The organism is Photobacterium sp. SKA34, assembly GCF_000153325.1.
Classification (GTDB): Bacteria; Pseudomonadota; Gammaproteobacteria; order Enterobacterales; family Vibrionaceae; genus Photobacterium.
On record NZ_CH724143.1, the window covers coordinates 242,185 to 259,360 of the forward strand.

The 17,176-nt window shown below is 42.8% G+C and carries 14 protein-coding genes and 2 tRNA genes; 15 read left to right on the top strand and 1 reads right to left on the bottom strand.

The genetic code is table 11. The features are described 5' to 3' along the window. Positions 1 to 69 precede the first annotated feature (69 nt). The 15 genes from rlmE (at position 70) to nlpI (ending at position 16,241) form a co-directional block, all read left to right on the top strand. Positions 70 to 699: a 23S rRNA (uridine(2552)-2'-O)-methyltransferase RlmE gene (gene rlmE / locus SKA34_RS14085; RefSeq protein WP_005369560.1), complete on the top strand. Its 630-nt coding sequence runs from the start codon at positions 70 to 72 to the stop codon at positions 697 to 699. 49 nt (positions 700 to 748) lie between these two features. Beyond that, a complete protein-coding gene (gene ftsH, locus SKA34_RS14090; RefSeq protein WP_006646201.1) occupies positions 749 to 2,704 on the top strand; it encodes an ATP-dependent zinc metalloprotease FtsH in 1,956 nt (651 codons plus the stop codon). Positions 2,705 to 2,771: 67 nt separating this feature from the next. Continuing rightward, positions 2,772 to 3,605, top strand: a complete 834-nt coding sequence (gene folP / locus SKA34_RS14095) for a dihydropteroate synthase (RefSeq protein WP_006646202.1) — start codon at positions 2,772 to 2,774, stop codon at positions 3,603 to 3,605. 72 nt (positions 3,606 to 3,677) lie between these two features. Further along, positions 3,678 to 5,015: a phosphoglucosamine mutase gene (glmM, locus tag SKA34_RS14100; protein ID WP_006646203.1), complete on the top strand. Its 1,338-nt coding sequence runs from the start codon at positions 3,678 to 3,680 to the stop codon at positions 5,013 to 5,015. Positions 5,016 to 5,279: 264 nt separating this feature from the next. Then, positions 5,280 to 5,621: a preprotein translocase subunit SecG gene (gene secG / locus SKA34_RS14105; protein WP_006646204.1), complete on the top strand. Its 342-nt coding sequence runs from the start codon at positions 5,280 to 5,282 to the stop codon at positions 5,619 to 5,621. An 11-nt stretch (positions 5,622 to 5,632) separates the two neighbouring features. Then, positions 5,633 to 5,717 (top strand) — tRNA-Leu (locus tag SKA34_RS14110). Positions 5,718 to 5,774: 57 nt separating this feature from the next. Next, a tRNA-Met gene (locus SKA34_RS14115) sits at positions 5,775 to 5,851 on the top strand. Between the two features lie 188 nt (positions 5,852 to 6,039). Next, entirely contained in the window at positions 6,040 to 6,495 is a 456-nt protein-coding gene (rimP, locus tag SKA34_RS14120; RefSeq protein WP_006646205.1) for a ribosome maturation factor RimP, read from the top strand. Between the two features lie 22 nt (positions 6,496 to 6,517). Continuing rightward, the gene (gene nusA, locus SKA34_RS14125; RefSeq protein ID WP_006646206.1) at positions 6,518 to 8,005 is read left to right on the top strand and encodes a transcription termination factor NusA; all 1,488 of its coding nucleotides are present in this window, start codon (positions 6,518 to 6,520) and stop codon (positions 8,003 to 8,005) included. 26 nt (positions 8,006 to 8,031) lie between these two features. Next, on the top strand, positions 8,032 to 10,764 hold the full coding sequence (infB, locus tag SKA34_RS14130) for a translation initiation factor IF-2 (protein WP_006646207.1): 2,733 nt from the start codon (positions 8,032 to 8,034) through the stop codon (positions 10,762 to 10,764). 93 nt (positions 10,765 to 10,857) lie between these two features. Continuing rightward, positions 10,858 to 11,253, top strand: a complete 396-nt coding sequence (gene rbfA / locus SKA34_RS14135) for a 30S ribosome-binding factor RbfA (protein WP_006646208.1) — start codon at positions 10,858 to 10,860, stop codon at positions 11,251 to 11,253. 2 nt (positions 11,254 to 11,255) lie between these two features. Continuing rightward, positions 11,256 to 12,206, top strand: coding sequence for a tRNA pseudouridine(55) synthase TruB (gene truB / locus SKA34_RS14140; protein WP_006646209.1), 951 nt, complete (start codon positions 11,256 to 11,258; stop codon positions 12,204 to 12,206). A 196-nt stretch (positions 12,207 to 12,402) separates the two neighbouring features. Continuing rightward, positions 12,403 to 12,672, top strand: coding sequence for a 30S ribosomal protein S15 (gene rpsO / locus SKA34_RS14145; RefSeq protein ID WP_006646210.1), 270 nt, complete (start codon positions 12,403 to 12,405; stop codon positions 12,670 to 12,672). A 390-nt stretch (positions 12,673 to 13,062) separates the two neighbouring features. Continuing rightward, positions 13,063 to 15,189 (top strand): polyribonucleotide nucleotidyltransferase, encoded by a 2,127-nt coding sequence (gene pnp, locus SKA34_RS14150; protein ID WP_006646211.1) that lies wholly within the window; start codon positions 13,063 to 13,065, stop codon positions 15,187 to 15,189. A gap of 131 nt (positions 15,190 to 15,320) precedes the next feature. Next, a complete protein-coding gene (gene nlpI / locus SKA34_RS14155) occupies positions 15,321 to 16,241 on the top strand; it encodes a lipoprotein NlpI (protein WP_006646212.1) in 921 nt (306 codons plus the stop codon). 46 nt (positions 16,242 to 16,287) lie between these two features. Here nlpI and SKA34_RS14160 read toward each other — a convergent pair whose 3' ends face one another. Next, positions 16,288 to 17,166: a U32 family peptidase gene (locus tag SKA34_RS14160; RefSeq protein WP_006646213.1), complete on the bottom strand. Its 879-nt coding sequence runs from the start codon at positions 17,164 to 17,166 to the stop codon at positions 16,288 to 16,290. Positions 17,167 to 17,176: the final 10 nt, after the last annotated feature.

The window sequence follows — 17,176 nt, forward strand, 5'->3', positions numbered from 1 at the left end:
ATGAATTAGGTGCGATAAAGCCTTTGGCAGACGTATACTTAACAAGTATCTCAACTCATTAGGTTAGACATGAGTAGAAAAAAACAATCCGGCAGTTCTGGCCGTTGGCTAAAAGAGCATTTCGACGATAAATATGTTCAGGAAGCACAGAAACGTGGTTATCGTTCACGTGCATTCTTTAAAATTGAAGAAATTCAGAACAAAGATAAGTTATTAAAACCGGGCATGACAGTGGTTGACCTTGGTGCTGCACCTGGTGGTTGGTCACAATATGCGGCAGAAATTGTAGGCAGTGAAGGGCAAGTCATTGCTTGTGATATTTTGCCAATGGATTCCCTTCCAGGAGTGAGTTTCCTGCAAGGTGATTTCCGAGAAGAGGCAGTGTTAGATGCACTATTGGACCGCATTCAACCAGATATGGTTGACGTGGTGATGTCTGATATGGCACCTAATATGAGTGGTAATCTTGCATCCGACCAACCGAGAGCGATGTATCTTGTTGAGCTTGCACTAGATATGTGTCGACAAGTACTTGCACCGAATGGCAGTTTTACGGTAAAAGTTTTCCAAGGCGAAGGTTTTGACCAATATCTAGCTGAAATTCGTAGTATGTTCAAAGTGGTTAAAATTCGTAAACCAGATTCCTCGCGAGATCGCTCGCGTGAAGTCTATATTGTGGCTACAGGTTACAAACTGTAGTAATCTACATTCATCTTTTAGTTATCGCGAGGTTAACACCTTGAGTGACATGGCAAAAAACTTGATTTTATGGTTAGTCATTGCCGTTGTTCTTATGTCTGTATTCCAAAGTTTTGGAACTAACAGTAGTAAAGCAAGTGGTCAAGTAGACTATACAACATTTGTCCGTCAAATCGGTCAGGATCAGATAAAGGAAGTGCGATTCAATGATCGTGAAATCACTGTAACCAAACGTGATAATGCGAGCTATGTAACATACTTACCTGTCGCTAATGATCCTAAGCTGTTAGACGATTTAATTAACGCTAACGTAGCTGTTGCAGGTACACCACCTGAAGAGCCTAGCCTACTGGCTTCAATCTTCATTTCGTGGTTCCCAATGCTTCTATTAATTGGTGTTTGGATATTCTTTATGCGTCAGATGCAGGGCGGTGGTGGCAAAGGCGCCATGTCGTTCGGTAAATCTAAAGCGCGTATGATGAGCGAAGACCAAATCAAAACAACGTTCGCCGATGTGGCTGGTTGTGATGAAGCGAAAGAAGACGTTAAAGAACTGGTTGATTACTTACGTGATCCAAGCCGTTTCCAAAAGCTAGGTGGTAAAATCCCAACAGGTGTGTTGATGGTTGGTCCTCCTGGTACAGGTAAAACGTTACTTGCAAAAGCGATTGCAGGTGAAGCGAAAGTACCGTTCTTTACTATTTCTGGTTCTGACTTTGTTGAGATGTTTGTTGGTGTTGGTGCATCTCGTGTGCGTGACATGTTTGAGCAAGCAAAAAAGGCTGCACCTTGTATCATCTTTATCGATGAAATCGATGCGGTAGGTCGTCAACGTGGTGCTGGTGTTGGTGGTGGTCACGATGAGCGTGAGCAAACACTTAACCAGATGCTCGTTGAGATGGATGGCTTTGAAGGCAATGAGGGTATTATCGTTATTGCTGCAACGAACCGTCCTGATGTACTAGATCCAGCATTACTTCGTCCTGGTCGTTTTGACCGTCAAGTAGTGGTAGGTCTTCCTGATGTACGTGGCCGTGAGCAGATCCTTAAAGTTCACATGCGTAAAGTACCACTAGATGGTGATGTAAATCCGTCATTGATTGCACGTGGTACACCAGGTTTCTCTGGTGCTGATTTAGCAAACCTTGTTAACGAAGCGGCATTATTTGCTGCCCGTGGTAATAAGCGCACTGTTTCGATGGTTGAGTTCGAATTAGCGAAAGATAAGATCATGATGGGCGCAGAGCGTAAATCAATGGTTATGTCTGAAGAGCAAAAGGAATCAACAGCGTATCACGAAGCAGGTCACGCAATTATTGGTCGTTTAGTACCGGATCATGATCCTGTTTATAAAGTATCAATTATTCCACGTGGTCGTGCGCTAGGTGTAACGATGTACTTACCCGAGCAAGATCGTGTAAGTCACTCTCGTGAGTTCTTGGAGTCAATGATTTCAAGTCTTTACGGTGGTCGTTTAGCTGAAGAATTGATTTACGGCGTAGATAAAGTATCAACGGGTGCATCAAATGACATCGAACGCGCAACTGATATTGCACGTAAGATGGTGACTCAGTGGGGCTTCTCTGAGAAGTTAGGTCCATTACTTTATGCTGAAGATGAAGGTGAAGTATTCCTTGGTCGTTCAGTTACACAAAGTAAGCATATGTCTGATGACACAGCAAAGCTGATTGATACTGAAGTTCGCACTTTAATTGACCGTAACTATCAACGTGCTCGTCAAATTCTAGCTGATAATATGGATATCATGCATGCAATGAAAGATGCATTGATGAAATATGAAACTATTGATGCTGGTCAGATTGATGACTTGATGGAACGTAAATCAGAAATCCGTGCACCGAAAGGCTGGTCGGATAATGACGATACAATGAAACCATCGAGCAAAGAAGCACCTGAAACTGAATTAGCACCTGATGAGCCAATTGGCGATGGTATTGATGCGTTGACGAAAGAAGACGATACCGATACAAAACCTCAGGCTTAATTTAGCGTTGAATAAAAACCCTGGCCTTGGTCAGGGTTTTTTTTATCTTGATAAAATGGAATAGCAGATGCAGTTAACCAGTCGTAATAAAAATTTAGATCTATCTACCCCACAGGTCATGGGTATTTTAAATGTTACGCCAGATTCATTTTCAGATGGTGGACAGTTTACTCGTATCGATTATGCGCTAAACCATGTGGAAAGCATGCTACAAGCTGGCACATCCATTATTGATATCGGTGGTGAGTCAACGCGACCTGGTGCTAAAGACGTGGCACTTAATGAAGAGTTGGATCGCGTGGTACCGATTATAGAAGCTATCCGTCAACGTTTTGATTGTTGGATTTCAATTGATACCAGTAAAGCTCTGGTCATGAAAGAGGCGGTAAATGCTGGGGCTGATCTGATTAATGATGTTCGTGCGTTACAAGAGCCGAATGCATTAGAGATTGCCGCAAAAGCGAATGTGCCGATTTGCTTGATGCATATGCAAGGCCAGCCTCGTACAATGCAGCACCAACCGAATTATAATCATCTTATTCAGGATGTTTCTGATTTTCTGAGTGAGCGAATTTCAGCGTGTGAAAATGTTGGTATTTCACGTCAGCAGTTGATCCTTGATCCAGGTTTTGGATTTGGTAAAACGCTTGAACATAATTATCAATTGTTGGCGAAATTTGAACAATTTCACCAATTTGGTTTACCTGTATTAGCGGGGATGTCGCGTAAATCAATGATATTCAATTTATTAGGTAAGCCACCTGCTGAATGTCTCGCGGGTAGTTTAGCTTGTGCTACCATTGCAGCAATGAAAGGTGCGCATATTGTTCGTGTTCATGACGCTAAAGAAACAGCTGAAGTTATGAAAATTTATAATATGGTAATGCAACAAGCGAAATAAAAATGAATTGTGATGCTCACTTAATTAGTATTAGTGCGTCACAGAAGTATTCAACATAGCTAGGAGCAAAACATGTCTGAACGTAAGTTCTTTGGTACTGATGGTATTCGTGGTTTAGTAGGTGAAGCACCAATTACACCTGACTTTGTAATGAAGTTAGGTTGGGCTGCTGGTCGCGTACTATCGCAAACTGGGACAAAAAAAGTCTTAATTGGTAAAGATACCCGTATCTCTGGCTATATGTTGGAATCTGCGTTAGAAGCAGGCTTAGCAGCTGCAGGCTTAAAAGCCGCATTCACCGGACCAATGCCAACACCAGCAGTTGCTTATCTTACTCGTACGTTTCGAGCAGAAGCCGGTATTGTTATTTCAGCATCACATAACCCGTATTACGATAACGGTATAAAGTTTTTTTCTGCAAAAGGTACTAAGTTACCTGATGATATTGAGCTAGCAATTGAAGCTGAAATGGAAAAACCATTAACCTGTGTAGAATCAGCATTACTTGGTAAAGCTTATCGTATCGATGATGCAGCTGGACGTTACATTGAATTTTGTAAAGGTACTTTTCCAACCCATTTAAGCCTTGAAGGTTTTAAGATTATTGTCGATTGTGCCCACGGCGCGACTTACCATATTGCACCTAAAGTTTTTTCTGAACTAGGCGCTGAAGTTATCGCTATTGGTTGTGAGCCTAATGGTGTGAACATTAACGACAAAGTAGGAGCAACTGATGTCGCTGCGCTTCAGGCTAAAGTGCTTGAAGAAAAAGCGGATTTTGGTATCGCACTGGATGGTGATGGCGATCGTGTGATCATGGTTGATGAGCTAGGGAACAAAGTTGATGGTGACCAAATTGCCTACATTATCGCTCGCGATGCATTACGCCGTGGCGAGCTAAAAGGGGGTGTTGTTGGTACATTGATGACAAATATGGGCATGGAAGTTGCTCTTAAGAATTTAGGCATTCCATTTGTACGTGCCAAAGTAGGCGATCGTTACGTAATGGAAGAGCTGCAGAAGCATGACTGGTTGATTGGTGCTGAGAACTCTGGTCATGTCATTTTGCTTGATAAAGTGACAACCGGCGATGGTATTGTTGCTGGCCTTCAAGTTATGGCATCAATCGTTGCAAGTAAGATGAGCTTAAAAGAACTTTGTGATGGTATGGTTATGTTCCCTCAAGTACTTGAAAATGTACGCTTCAAAGGGACATCAGATCCATTAAAGTCTGATGCAGTTATTACTGCAACTAAATTAGTTGAAGAAAAGTTAGGTGATAATGGTCGAGTATTGCTACGTAAGTCAGGCACTGAGCCATTAATTCGTGTTATGGTTGAAGGTCAAGATGCGGCTGATGTTCAGCAATATGCTCTTGATATTGCAAAAGCAGTAAAAGAAAACTGTTAATTTGCATTTCGCGATAAATTTCAACTCTGAATTTTATCGAATAAAGAAAGAAGGCAGAGTAGCGTGATACTCTGCCTATATTTTTATGTCGACTTCGTTTTGGCTAAATGTTGTGCAAGTGATGTGGTGTAAAGCATTTTTCATCAAATATTACTTGTCACTACGATAGGGTTTCGCTAGTATGCAGTCGCTCCTTGGAAGATGGAGTGCGCTGGCCCTGCATAGAGCAAAGCTGGCATAGCAATTTAACCATAGGTGGAAGCCATGTACGAAATTCTACTTGTGATTTATCTTGTCGCCGCGCTTGGTGTAATTGGCCTAGTTTTGGTACAGCAAGGTAAAGGCGCAGATATGGGAGCCTCATTTGGGGCTGGAGCATCAGGCACATTGTTTGGCTCTAGCGGTTCCGGTAACTTTTTAACCCGAATGACAACAGTTTTGGCTGCAATTTTCTTTGTTATAAGTCTTGTTCTTGGCAATATGAGTGCAAAACAAGCAACAGAGGGAAGTGGTTGGGATAACCTAACTGCACCAGCGACAATACAACCTGTTGTTGAAAAAACAAAAACTGAGAAGGCACCATCAACTGATGAGATCCCTCAGTAATTAAAGATTTAGCCGAGATGGTGAAATTGGTAGACACGCTAGCATGAGGTGCTAGTGCCGCAAGGTGTAGGGGTTCAAGTCCCCTTCTCGGCACCATTATACTGGTTACTTGTAAAAGTAACGCCCGAACGATATAATTCGTTAGAATTCGGACGCGGGGTGGAGCAGCTTGGTAGCTCGTCGGGCTCATAACCCGAAGGTCGTTGGTTCAAATCCAGCCCCCGCAACCACTTTCCTGAAAATAAACTATTCTTAAATGCGAATGTTTGTTTTCTTATTGAGGCAACTTTATAGAGCCTCGGTAATCAGGGTCCAGTAATAAAAAACCCCGTAATTCGGGGTTTTTTATTATCTGAAACATGACCATTCAGGTATCTACTGGGCTTTATGCCCTTTTTTTGTTTCCAGGGGGGTTGTTTTGACAGCTTTAGAGACACAATTAACCGAGATGCTCGAACCATCAGTACTAGCTTTAGGCTTTGAATTGGTAGGTTTAGAGTTCATTCGTGCTGGTGAGCACTCCACACTTCGCGTATTTATTGACCACGAAAATGGTATCAATGTAGATGGTTGCGCAGAAGTTAGTCGCCAAATAAGTGCAGTGATGGATGTTGAAGATCCAATTACTGTGGCTTATAACTTGGAAGTATCTTCCCCTGGATTGGAAAGACCACTATTCAAAGCAGCACATTATCAGCAGTTTGTTGGCCACGAAGCTAACATAGTGTTAAAAATGGCGATGGGTAACCGTCGCAAGTGGAAAGGTGACATTGTCGCAGTTGAAGGCGAATTGATCACACTTAAAGTAGATGGCAATGAAGAGTCCTTTGCACTGAGCAATATCTCGAAGGCCAACCTGGTTCCAAAATTCTAACCGCTAAATTGGGGCATTAGAAATGAACAAAGAAATTTTGGCTGTCGTAGAAGCGGTATCCAACGAAAAAGCTGTTCCACGTGAGCGTATTTTTGAAGCACTAGAAATTGCACTTGCAACAGCAACCAAAAAGAAACACGAAGCAGAGATTGAAGTTCGTGTTGCTATTGATCGTAAAACGGGTGAGTTTGAAACTTTCCGTCGCTGGAAAGCGGTAGAAGAAGTGACTCAACCAACGCTTGAAATCACACTTGAAGCGGCACAGTTTGAAGATCCAACAATTGTTGCTGGCGATTACGTTGAAGATGATATTGAATCTGTAACGTTTGACCGCATTACGACACAAACAGCTAAGCAAGTTATCGTACAAAAAGTACGTGAAGCTGAGCGTGCTCAAATTGTTGAGCAGTTTATCGATAACGAAGGTGAGTTAATCACAGGTATCGTTAAAAAAGTAAACCGTGATGCGGTTATTATTGACTTAGGTAGTAATGCAGAAGCTGTGATCCAACGTGATGATCAGCTTCCACGTGAAAACTTCCGTCCGGGTGACCGTGTACGTGGTCTGCTATATAAAGTTGCGCCAGAAGCGCGTGGCTTCCAGTTATTCATGACACGTTCAAAACCGGAAATGTTGTGTGAATTATTCCGCATTGAAGTGCCAGAAATGGGCGAAGAGCTTATTGAACTAATGGGCGCGGCTCGCGATCCTGGCTCTCGTGCAAAAATCGCAGTAAAAACTAACGATAAGCGTATTGACCCTGTTGGTGCGTGTGTTGGTATGCGTGGTGCACGTGTTCAAGCTGTTTCTAGTGAACTTGCGGGTGAGCGTATTGATATCGTGCTTTGGGATGAGAACCCAGCACAATATGTTATCAATGCAATGGCACCAGCTGAAGTTGATTCAATTATTGTTGATGAAGATAACCACACAATGGATATTGCAGTGCAGAAAGATAATCTTGCACAAGCTATCGGTCGTAGTGGTCAAAACGTTCGCCTAGCCTCTCAACTCACAGGTTGGGAACTAAACGTTATGACAGTTGAAGATCTTCAGAAGAAGCACCAAGAAGAAGCGAAAGAGTCAATTGAAGTGTTTACTAAGCATCTTGATATTGATGAAGATTTTGCAACGGTATTGGTTGAAGAAGGCTTCACAACGTTAGAAGAAATTGCTTACGTTCCATTAAGTGAGCTAATGGATGTTGATGGTCTTGATGAAGAGACTATCGATCAACTACGTAGTCGTGCAAAAGCTGCGCTAACTACGCTTGCGCTTGCTAAAGAAGAAACGCTTGACGGTGCTGAGCCAGCTGAAGACTTATTAGGTCTTGAAGGTTTAGAGCGTGAATTGGCGTTCAAATTTGCAGCGAAAGGTATTTGTACGCTTGAAGATCTTGCTGATCAGGGAACTGATGACTTGACCGACATTGAAGGCGTGGACGATGCAAAAGCGGGTGAGCTAATTATGGCTGCGCGTAATATTTGCTGGTTCAGCGACGAAGCGTAATAAAAATAAAGCAAGGGAGGAGCATTATGTCAGAGGTTACCGTTAAAACATTGGCGGAAGAAATTGGTACGCCAATTGACCGTTTACTTCAGCAGCTTTCAGAGGCTGGTATTGCTAAGAATGCTGATGAAAATGTAAGCCAAACCGAAAAGCAGGCGTTACTAAACCATCTCCAAAAAGAGCATGGAGGTAGCAGTAATACTGACGGCGCTCCAAATCGTCTTACTTTGCAACGCAAGACACGCAGTACGCTTAGTGTGTCTGGTAGCGGCGGCAAGAACAAAAATGTTCAAGTAGAAGTGCGTAAAAAGCGCACTTACGTCAAACGTTCAGCTTTAGAAGACGAACAACGCGCAGCAGAAGAAGCTGTGAAGCGTGAAGCCGAAGAAGCCGCAAAACGTGAAGCGGAAGCTATTGCCAATAAAGCAGCTGAAGAAGCAGCAAAACGTGACGCTGATGAAGCGGCGAAACGTGCCAAAGAAGAGCAGAGTAAAGCAGAAGAGTCTGCAAAACGAGAAGCGGAAGAAAAAGCAAAGCGAGACGCAGAGGACAAAGCGAATCGTACCAAACAGGACAAGCGTAAAGCTGAAGATAAAGCTTTACGCGCCGTCGCTGACAAACAGGCTAAACTAGATGCTGAGGCACTACAGCGTCGTCTGGAAGAGGAAGCCAAGCGAAAAGCCGAAGAAGAAAGTCAGCGTCAGCTAGAAGAGGCTCGCAAGATGGCAGAACAGAATGAAAAGAACGGGGTAAAACCTGATCAAAACGTAAGTATGGAAAAATCTGATTACCATACAACGACATCAACTTACGCACGTGCTGCGGAAGATGAACAAGACCGCAAAGAAGAAACTTCTCGCCGTCGTAAGAAGAAAAAACCTGCTGCTAAGCAAGATGAGCGCGGTGGCCGTGGTGGCCGTAACCAACGTGGTCGCGGTAAACCTCAAATGAACAAACCAAGCTCAATGCAACACGGCTTCGACAAAACAGCGCAAGTTGCTAAGCAAGACGTTGTTATTGGCGAAACAATTGTTGTTTCTGAACTTGCTAATAAGATGTCTGTAAAAGGCGTTGAAGTTATCAAGGTGATGATGAAGATGGGCGCTATGGCGACTATCAACCAAGTTATCGACCAAGAAACAGCAGCACTTGTTGCTGAAGAAATGGGTCACAAAGTTGTTCTACGTAAAGAGAATGAGCTAGAAGAAGCCGTTCTTTCTGATCGTAACGCAGATGACTTAGCAAAAGTTTCTCGTGCTCCTGTTGTAACTATCATGGGTCACGTTGACCATGGTAAAACATCAACACTTGACTACATTCGTAAAGCGCACGTAGCTTCTGGTGAAGCGGGTGGTATTACTCAGCACATCGGTGCATACCACGTTGAAACTGACAACGGCATGATCACTTTCCTTGATACTCCTGGACACGCAGCGTTTACAGCTATGCGTGCTCGTGGTGCTCAAGCGACAGATATCGTTGTACTTGTGGTTGCAGCTGACGATGGTGTAATGCCTCAAACAATCGAAGCAATCCAGCACGCGAAAGCGGCAGGTGTTCCTTTGATCGTTGCGGTAAACAAGATCGATAAAGAAGGTGCTAACCCAGATAACGTTAAAAATGAGCTTGCTCAATACGACGTTATTCCTGAGGAGTGGGGCGGTGAGAACATTTTTGTTCACATCTCTGCGAAACAGGGTACAAACATCGAAGGTTTACTAGAAGCTATTCTACTTCAGTCAGAAGTACTTGAATTAACAGCAGCCTCTGAAGGCATGGCTAAAGGTGTGGTTGTAGAATCACGTCTAGATAAAGGCCGTGGTCCTGTAGCGACTGTTCTTGTTCAAGAAGGTACACTTCATAAGGGCGATATCGTTCTTTGTGGTCTAGAGTACGGTCGTGTTCGTGCGATGCGTAACGAACTAGGTCAAGAAATCGAAGAAGCGGGTCCATCTATCCCTGTAGAGATCTTAGGTCTTTCAGGCGTACCTGCATCTGGTGACGAAGCGACTGTTGTACGTGACGAGCGTAAAGCACGTGAAGTTGCACTTTATCGTCAAGGTAAATTCCGTGATGTTAAACTAGCTCGCCAGCAGAAAGCGAAACTAGAGAACATGTTCTCTAACATGACTGCAGGTGAAGTTGCAGAGCTTAACGTTGTGCTTAAGGCTGACGTTCAAGGTTCTGTAGAAGCTATCGCAGATTCTCTACGTAAACTTTCAACTGATGAAGTTAAAGTGAATATCGTAGGTTCTGGTGTTGGTGGTATTACTGAAACTGACGCAGTACTTGCAGCTGCTTCTAACGCTATCGTGCTTGGTTTCAACGTTCGTGCTGATGCGTCTGCGCGTCGTACTATCGAAAATGAAAACCTAGACTTACGTTACTACTCAATCATTTACCAGCTAATTGACGAAGTTAAAGCGGCAATGGGCGGTATGCTTGCTCCGGAATTCAAGCAAGAGATCATTGGTCTTGCTGAAGTTCGTGACGTATTTAAGTCACCTAAGATCGGCGCAATCGCTGGTTGTTTGGTAACTGAAGGTACTATCAAGCGTAATAACCCTATCCGTGTTCTACGTGAAAACGTAGTTATCTACGAAGGTGAGCTTGAGTCGTTACGTCGTTTTAAAGATGACGTTAACGAAGTTAAGAACGGCTACGAATGTGGTATCGGCGTTAAGAACTACAATGATGTTCGCGTTGGTGACCAGATCGAAGTTTACGAAATTGTTGAAATTCAGCGTACTCTTGATTAATTATCAACGTCGCTAACTGATTCAACAACATGATTATGGGGAGCTTCGGCTCCCCATTCTTTCAAGAGCCCTATTCTTAGAGAGAGCAACAAAATGGCAAAAGAATTTAGCCGTACCCAACGTGTAGCACAACAGCTACAAAAAGAATTAGCTGTCATTCTACAGCGTGAAATCAAAGATCCAGCGATCGCAATGACAACGATTTCAAGCGTTGATGTATCACGTGATATGAATTACGCCAAAATCTATGTGACGTTTTTCCCAATCGGTGAGCAAACCGCTGAAGGTAGCCTAGCAGCACTACGTGAAATGGCTCCTTACATTCGCTCACTATTAGGTAAAGAGATCCGTTTACGTGTAACACCTGAGCTGAACTTTATTTTTGATCAGTCTCTAACAGAAGGTATGCGTATTTCAAACCTAGTATCGAAAGCAGTACGTGACGATGAAGATCGTCGTGATGAAGACGAAGAGAAAGGCGAGGAGTAAGCATGGCACGTCGTCGTAAAGGTCGCCCAATTAATGGTGTCATTTTAGTTGATAAGCCTACGGGAATTAGTTCAAACGATACCTTACAGAAAGTAAAACGTATCTTTTTTGCGCAAAAAGCGGGCCATACTGGTGCGCTTGATCCTTTGGCGACGGGGATGCTGCCCATCTGTTTTGGTGAAGCAACAAAGTTTTCTCAGTTTTTGTTAGATTCAGATAAACGCTATCGTGTGATCGCGAAACTGGGCGAACGTACAGATACGTCTGATTCTGATGGTGAAGTGGTAGAAACACGTGATGTAAACGTTAATCGTGAGCAACTCGAAGCGTGTATTGATAAGTTCCGTGGTACAACTGATCAGATCCCATCGATGTATTCTGCGCTGAAGTACAAAGGGCGTAAATTATACGAATATGCGCGTGAAGGCGTCGAGGTTCCTCGTGAATCACGAAAAATCACTGTTTATTCTGTTGATTTACTGCGTTTTGATAATGATGAAGTCGAAATGGAACTTCATGTATCAAAAGGTACTTATATTCGTACTATCGTTGATGATCTTGGCGAAATGCTAGGTTGTGGTGCTCACGTTATCATGTTGCGTCGTACAGGGGTTTCTAACTTCCCGTATGAGCGAATGGTTACTATTGAGCAGTTACAAGCGATGCTTGATGATGCAAAAGCCAATGAGATCGAGCCTGGCTCTGTACTGGATGCTTTATTGCTATCAACCGATACTGCAGTACAAGATTTGCCTGAAGTTAATATCAATGCTGAGATTGCGGTGCATGTGCTTAATGGTAATCCAGTACATGCTGACAATGTTCCCGAAGAAGGAACGTTAGTGCGTATTTCTGTTGGTTCTGAGCGTGAGTTTATTGGTGTCGGTACTATCGATATCAAAGGTATGCTGGCGCCAAAACGCGTAATGGCGAATGAACATCAGCAAGAATAATATGTAATAATCGAAGCGCTTATTGGTTTGTTTTTAATGAATGCAATTAAGTCTTTTATTTATTGCTTTTTATTGCCGTGGTTACTAATTATTCGCTTGTAGTTCTCTATATCGATCAGTATAATCCGCGGCTTGGGTGCCGGCTGAATCAGAGATTGGCGGCACAAATTAAAACATCTTGTATTAGGAATGAGTTATGTCTCTGAATGCAGAAACTAAAGCAGCAATCGTTGCAGATTACGCACAATGTGAAAATGATACTGGTTCTCCTGAAGTTCAGGTTGCACTTTTAACAGCGCAAATCAACCACCTTCAAGGTCACTTTGCTAACCACAAACACGACCACCACAGCCGTCGCGGTCTACTACGTATGGTTTCTCGTCGTCGTAAGCTTCTAGATTACCTAAAAGGTAAGAACCTAGATCGTTACCAAGACCTAATCAAGCGTCTAGGCCTACGTCGCTAAGATTGCTTTTAGAAAGGAGCCTAATGGCTCCTTTCTTTTTGTTTTAAAAAAAGATAATACATACCGCAGTTCATACTTTTCCTTCTGTTATTTTCCTCAATTTCGTCTACTATCTGTACCGAAGTTAATCTTATGTTTGTTGTATGCATGCTAAGGCAGGAATATGATGGATAAAGAGAGATGCTGTAGTTAATCCCATTTTTATGTATCACGAGTCGTTTTCGTCGACCTTTAGGTCGCGGCTAATAAAATACCTCATCATGATGAGATATTTCCTTAGTCGCGATACGTGAAATTACATGAAAGTGAATATCATCACATGACGCTGTTGTTTGTCTTAGTTATAATTAGCAGGCAAATAGAAAGCGGAATATATTTAAGGAAATTCACGTGAATCCTATCGTAAAGACTTTCCAGTACGGTAACCACACGGTTACTCTAGAAACTGGTGTTATGGCACGTCAAGCGACGGCTGCAGTAATGGTTAGCATGGACGACACTTCTGTGTTCGTTTCTGTTGTTGGTAAGAAAACAGCAGTAGAAGGTCAAGACTTCTTCCCGCTAACAGTGAACTACCAAGAGCGTACTTACGCTGCAGGTAAAATCCCAGGTGGTTTCTTCAAGCGTGAAGGTCGTCCTTCTGAAGGCGAAACACTGACTGCACGTCTAATTGACCGTCCAATTCGTCCGCTATTCCCTGACGATTTCAAAAACGAAGTTCAAGTTATTGCTACTGTGGTTTCTGTAAATCCAGCAGTAAACCCAGACATCGTAACAATGATCGGTACATCTGCAGCACTAACTATTTCTGGTATTCCATTTAACGGTCCTATCGGTGCGGCACGTGTTGGATACATCAACGATCAATTCGTGCTTAACCCAAGCAATGTTGAGCTAGAAGAAAGCCGTCTAGACCTTGTTGTTGCTGGTACGAAAGATGCAGTACTCATGGTTGAGTCAGAAGCTGACCGCCTATCAGAAGAGCAAATGCTACAAGCTGTTGTATTTGGTCACGACCAGCAACAAGTTGCTATCAATGCAATTAACGAGTTTGCTGCTGAAGTTGCGACTCCTGCTTGGGATTGGGTTGCTCCTCAAGAGAACACAGCACTTAAAAACAAGATCGCTGAACTTGCGGAAACTAAGCTTGTTGAAGCTTACCAAATCACTGAAAAAATGGCTCGTTACGACCGCATTCATGAGATTGCTGGCGAAGTAAACGATGCAATTCTTGCTGAAGATGCGGAAGCAAATACAAAAGAAATCCACACTATCTTCCACGATCTAGAGAAGACAGTTGTACGTGGTCGCATCATTGCGGGTAACCCACGTATCGATGGTCGTGAAAAAGACATGGTTCGTGCGTTAGACGTACGTACAGGTGTACTTCCACGTACTCACGGTTCTTCACTATTTACTCGTGGTGAAACTCAGGCACTTGTTACGGCAACGCTTGGTACGCAACGTGACGCACAGATCATTGATGGCCTAACTGGTGAGAAGAAAGATCACTTCCTACTACACTACAACTTCCCTCCATACTGTGTAGGTGAGACTGGTTTTGTAGGTTCACCTAAGCGTCGTGAAATTGGTCATGGTAAACTGGCTAAGCGTGGTATTGCTGCTGTAATGCCATCTGTAGACGAGTTCCCATACACAGTACGTGTAGTATCAGAAATCACTGAATCTAACGGTTCATCTTCAATGGCTTCTGTATGTGGTACGTCTCTAGCACTTATGGATGCTGGTGTGCCAATCAAAGCGTCTGTTGCGGGTATCGCAATGGGTCTTGTTAAAGAAGGTGATGATTTCGTTGTTCTTTCTGACATCCTTGGTGACGAAGATCACCTAGGTGATATGGACTTTAAAGTAGCAGGTACTGATGACGGTATTACTGCACTTCAAATGGATATCAAGATCGAAGGTATCACTAAAGAGATCATGCAGATTGCTCTTAACCAAGCTAAAGGTGCGCGTAAGCATATCCTTAGCGTAATGGATAACGCAATCAATACTCCACGTGAAGATATCTCTCAGTTCGCTCCTCGTATTCATACAATGAAGATCAACCCTGAGAAGATCAAAGATGTTATCGGTAAAGGTGGTGCTGTTATTCGTGCACTTACTGAAGAAACTGGTACTACAATCGAGATCGAAGACGATGGTACAGTGAAGATTGCTGCGACTGAAGGGACTGCTGCGAAAGAAGCAATCCGTCGTATCGAAGAAATCACAGCTGACGTTGAAGTAGGTCGTATCTACACTGGTAAAGTAATGCGTATCGTTGATTTCGGTGCGTTTGTATCTGTGATTGGTACTAAAGAAGGTCTAGTACACATTTCTCAAATCTCACAAGATCGTGTAGAGAAAGTGTCTGACTACCTACAAATGGGTCAAGAAGTTCAAGTTAAAGTGCTAGAAATCGACCGTCAAGGCCGTATCCGTCTAAGCATGAAAGAAGCAGTTGAAACACCAGCTGCTGAAGCGCCAGCTCAAAACGAACAGCCTCAAGGCTAAGTTTTTTGCTAAAAGCATGATATAAAGGGGCTATCTAGCCCCTTTTTGTTATCTAAAAAACATCATGCTGTGTTCTATGATGTAGAGTAATACAATAGGACCGTGATTATTAAGCCTTAGGGAGAAGTGCTTTGATAGCAAATCGCTTTACATTTGCCGTTATGACTGTAGTGATGATGCTAACAGGCTGTTCGGCGATACCAACCAAGTGGACTCATCCACCGATGGCTATTCCATTCCAGCCAACTTTACAGCAGCAAATTCAATTAGCTCGCATTGATCAAATTTTGCAGCGAGACGATATTCCACAGGCAACATTAGCGAAAATATATTATGAGCGTGGGCTAGTTAATGACAGCTTAGGGTTACGCGATTTAGCGCGATTAGATTTTAATAAATCCCTCACTTTAGAGCCGAGCCAACCCGATTTATATAATGTGTTAGGGGTCTATTTTACCCAAATGGCACATTTTGATGCGGCTTATGAAGCGTTTGATTCTACCTTAGAGTTAGCTCCTAACCACCTTTATGCTCAACGTAATCGCGGTATTGCCTTGTATTACGGTGAGCGCTATGAATTAGCAAATCAAGATCTATTGCCTCATTACGAACAAGATCATAATGATCCGTATCGCGTGATTTGGCTATACCTTAATGATGTTGAATTAACCCCAGAGAAGGCTCAAGCTCAATTAAAACAACGCTATGATGCTAGTGATAAAAAAGCGTGGGGATGGCAGTTGGTACGTTTGTTTTTAGGGCAGATTACAGAGCGACAATTACTCAGTGATATTGCGGAGCAAAGCGAAAATAATGATCAACTTGCTGAACATTTAACAGAAGCGTATTTTTATCTAGGTAAGCTACATCAAAACAATCAGGATTACTCTACCGCTGTAATGCTCTATAAGTTGGCGTTAGCAGGCAATGTGTATGAGTTTATTGAGCACCGATTGTCGCTCCTTGAGCTCAGTCGATTATACTCTGAGTATCAAGATCAATCCCCTGATACTCAAAATGAAGAAACCGTCCCAGTAGTTCCTGGGGGATAAAAAGAAAAGCCGCAATAGCGGCTTTTTTATTTTTGTATTTTAGCAATTATTCTCTGGTGTTCAATCCAGCTAAGCTATGCCAGTAACCATTACATTGATGGCTATTCTCTATGTGATGACGAGTTGCACTTTGTTCATTCGCACGGAAATCATCAACCAAAGATAATGTATCAAGGCCAAGTGGGCTTAATCGCACGACATCAACGATATCTGCCATACCTTTAAGATCGTTTATCAGGTTATAGCAGTAGCCTGATTGAGTCTGAATACCATTTAGGGTAAAGACTTTTTGGTTTTCTTGGCTATTTACCGTGATCCCTTGTGGGTACTTAATACAGCAGGTTTCACAGTCATCTTTGGCGCGATTCTCTGCACGAGCGGTAAAGCAACGGGCAGAATACGCTAACGGTAGATAGCCATAGCTAAACACTTCCGTTTCAAATTTATTGCGAATGCCAAGTTTTTCACATTCAATTAAGGTGTTATTTAGCCATTCACGCGATAACTCAACGGGCATACACCAGCGGGTCATACCTTGTTTTAAAAACAGGTTCAATGTTTGGGCGTTATAACAGTTAACCGCAGGGCCAACGACAAAAGGAATTTTTGCTTCAGAAGCTAATTGAATCGCAGAGACATCGTTAGCTTCAATGATAAAATCACCATTCTCGATGTACTTTTTCATGATGCTCACTTCGCTTGGCGCTTCGAGTAGCGCCATTGTCGATAACACGACTTGTTTTCCGCTATCTGCGATATCTTTCGCGATATCTAACCATTGCGCAGGCTTTAACTCACGACGTTTAGAACACACACTTTCGCCTAAATAAATGATATCAATAGTGCTGTTTTTTGTTTGTTGATAAAATGCTTCAACATCATTTTTAGGCCAGAAATAAAGTAATGGGCCAAGAGAATATTTCATGGTTTGGCTC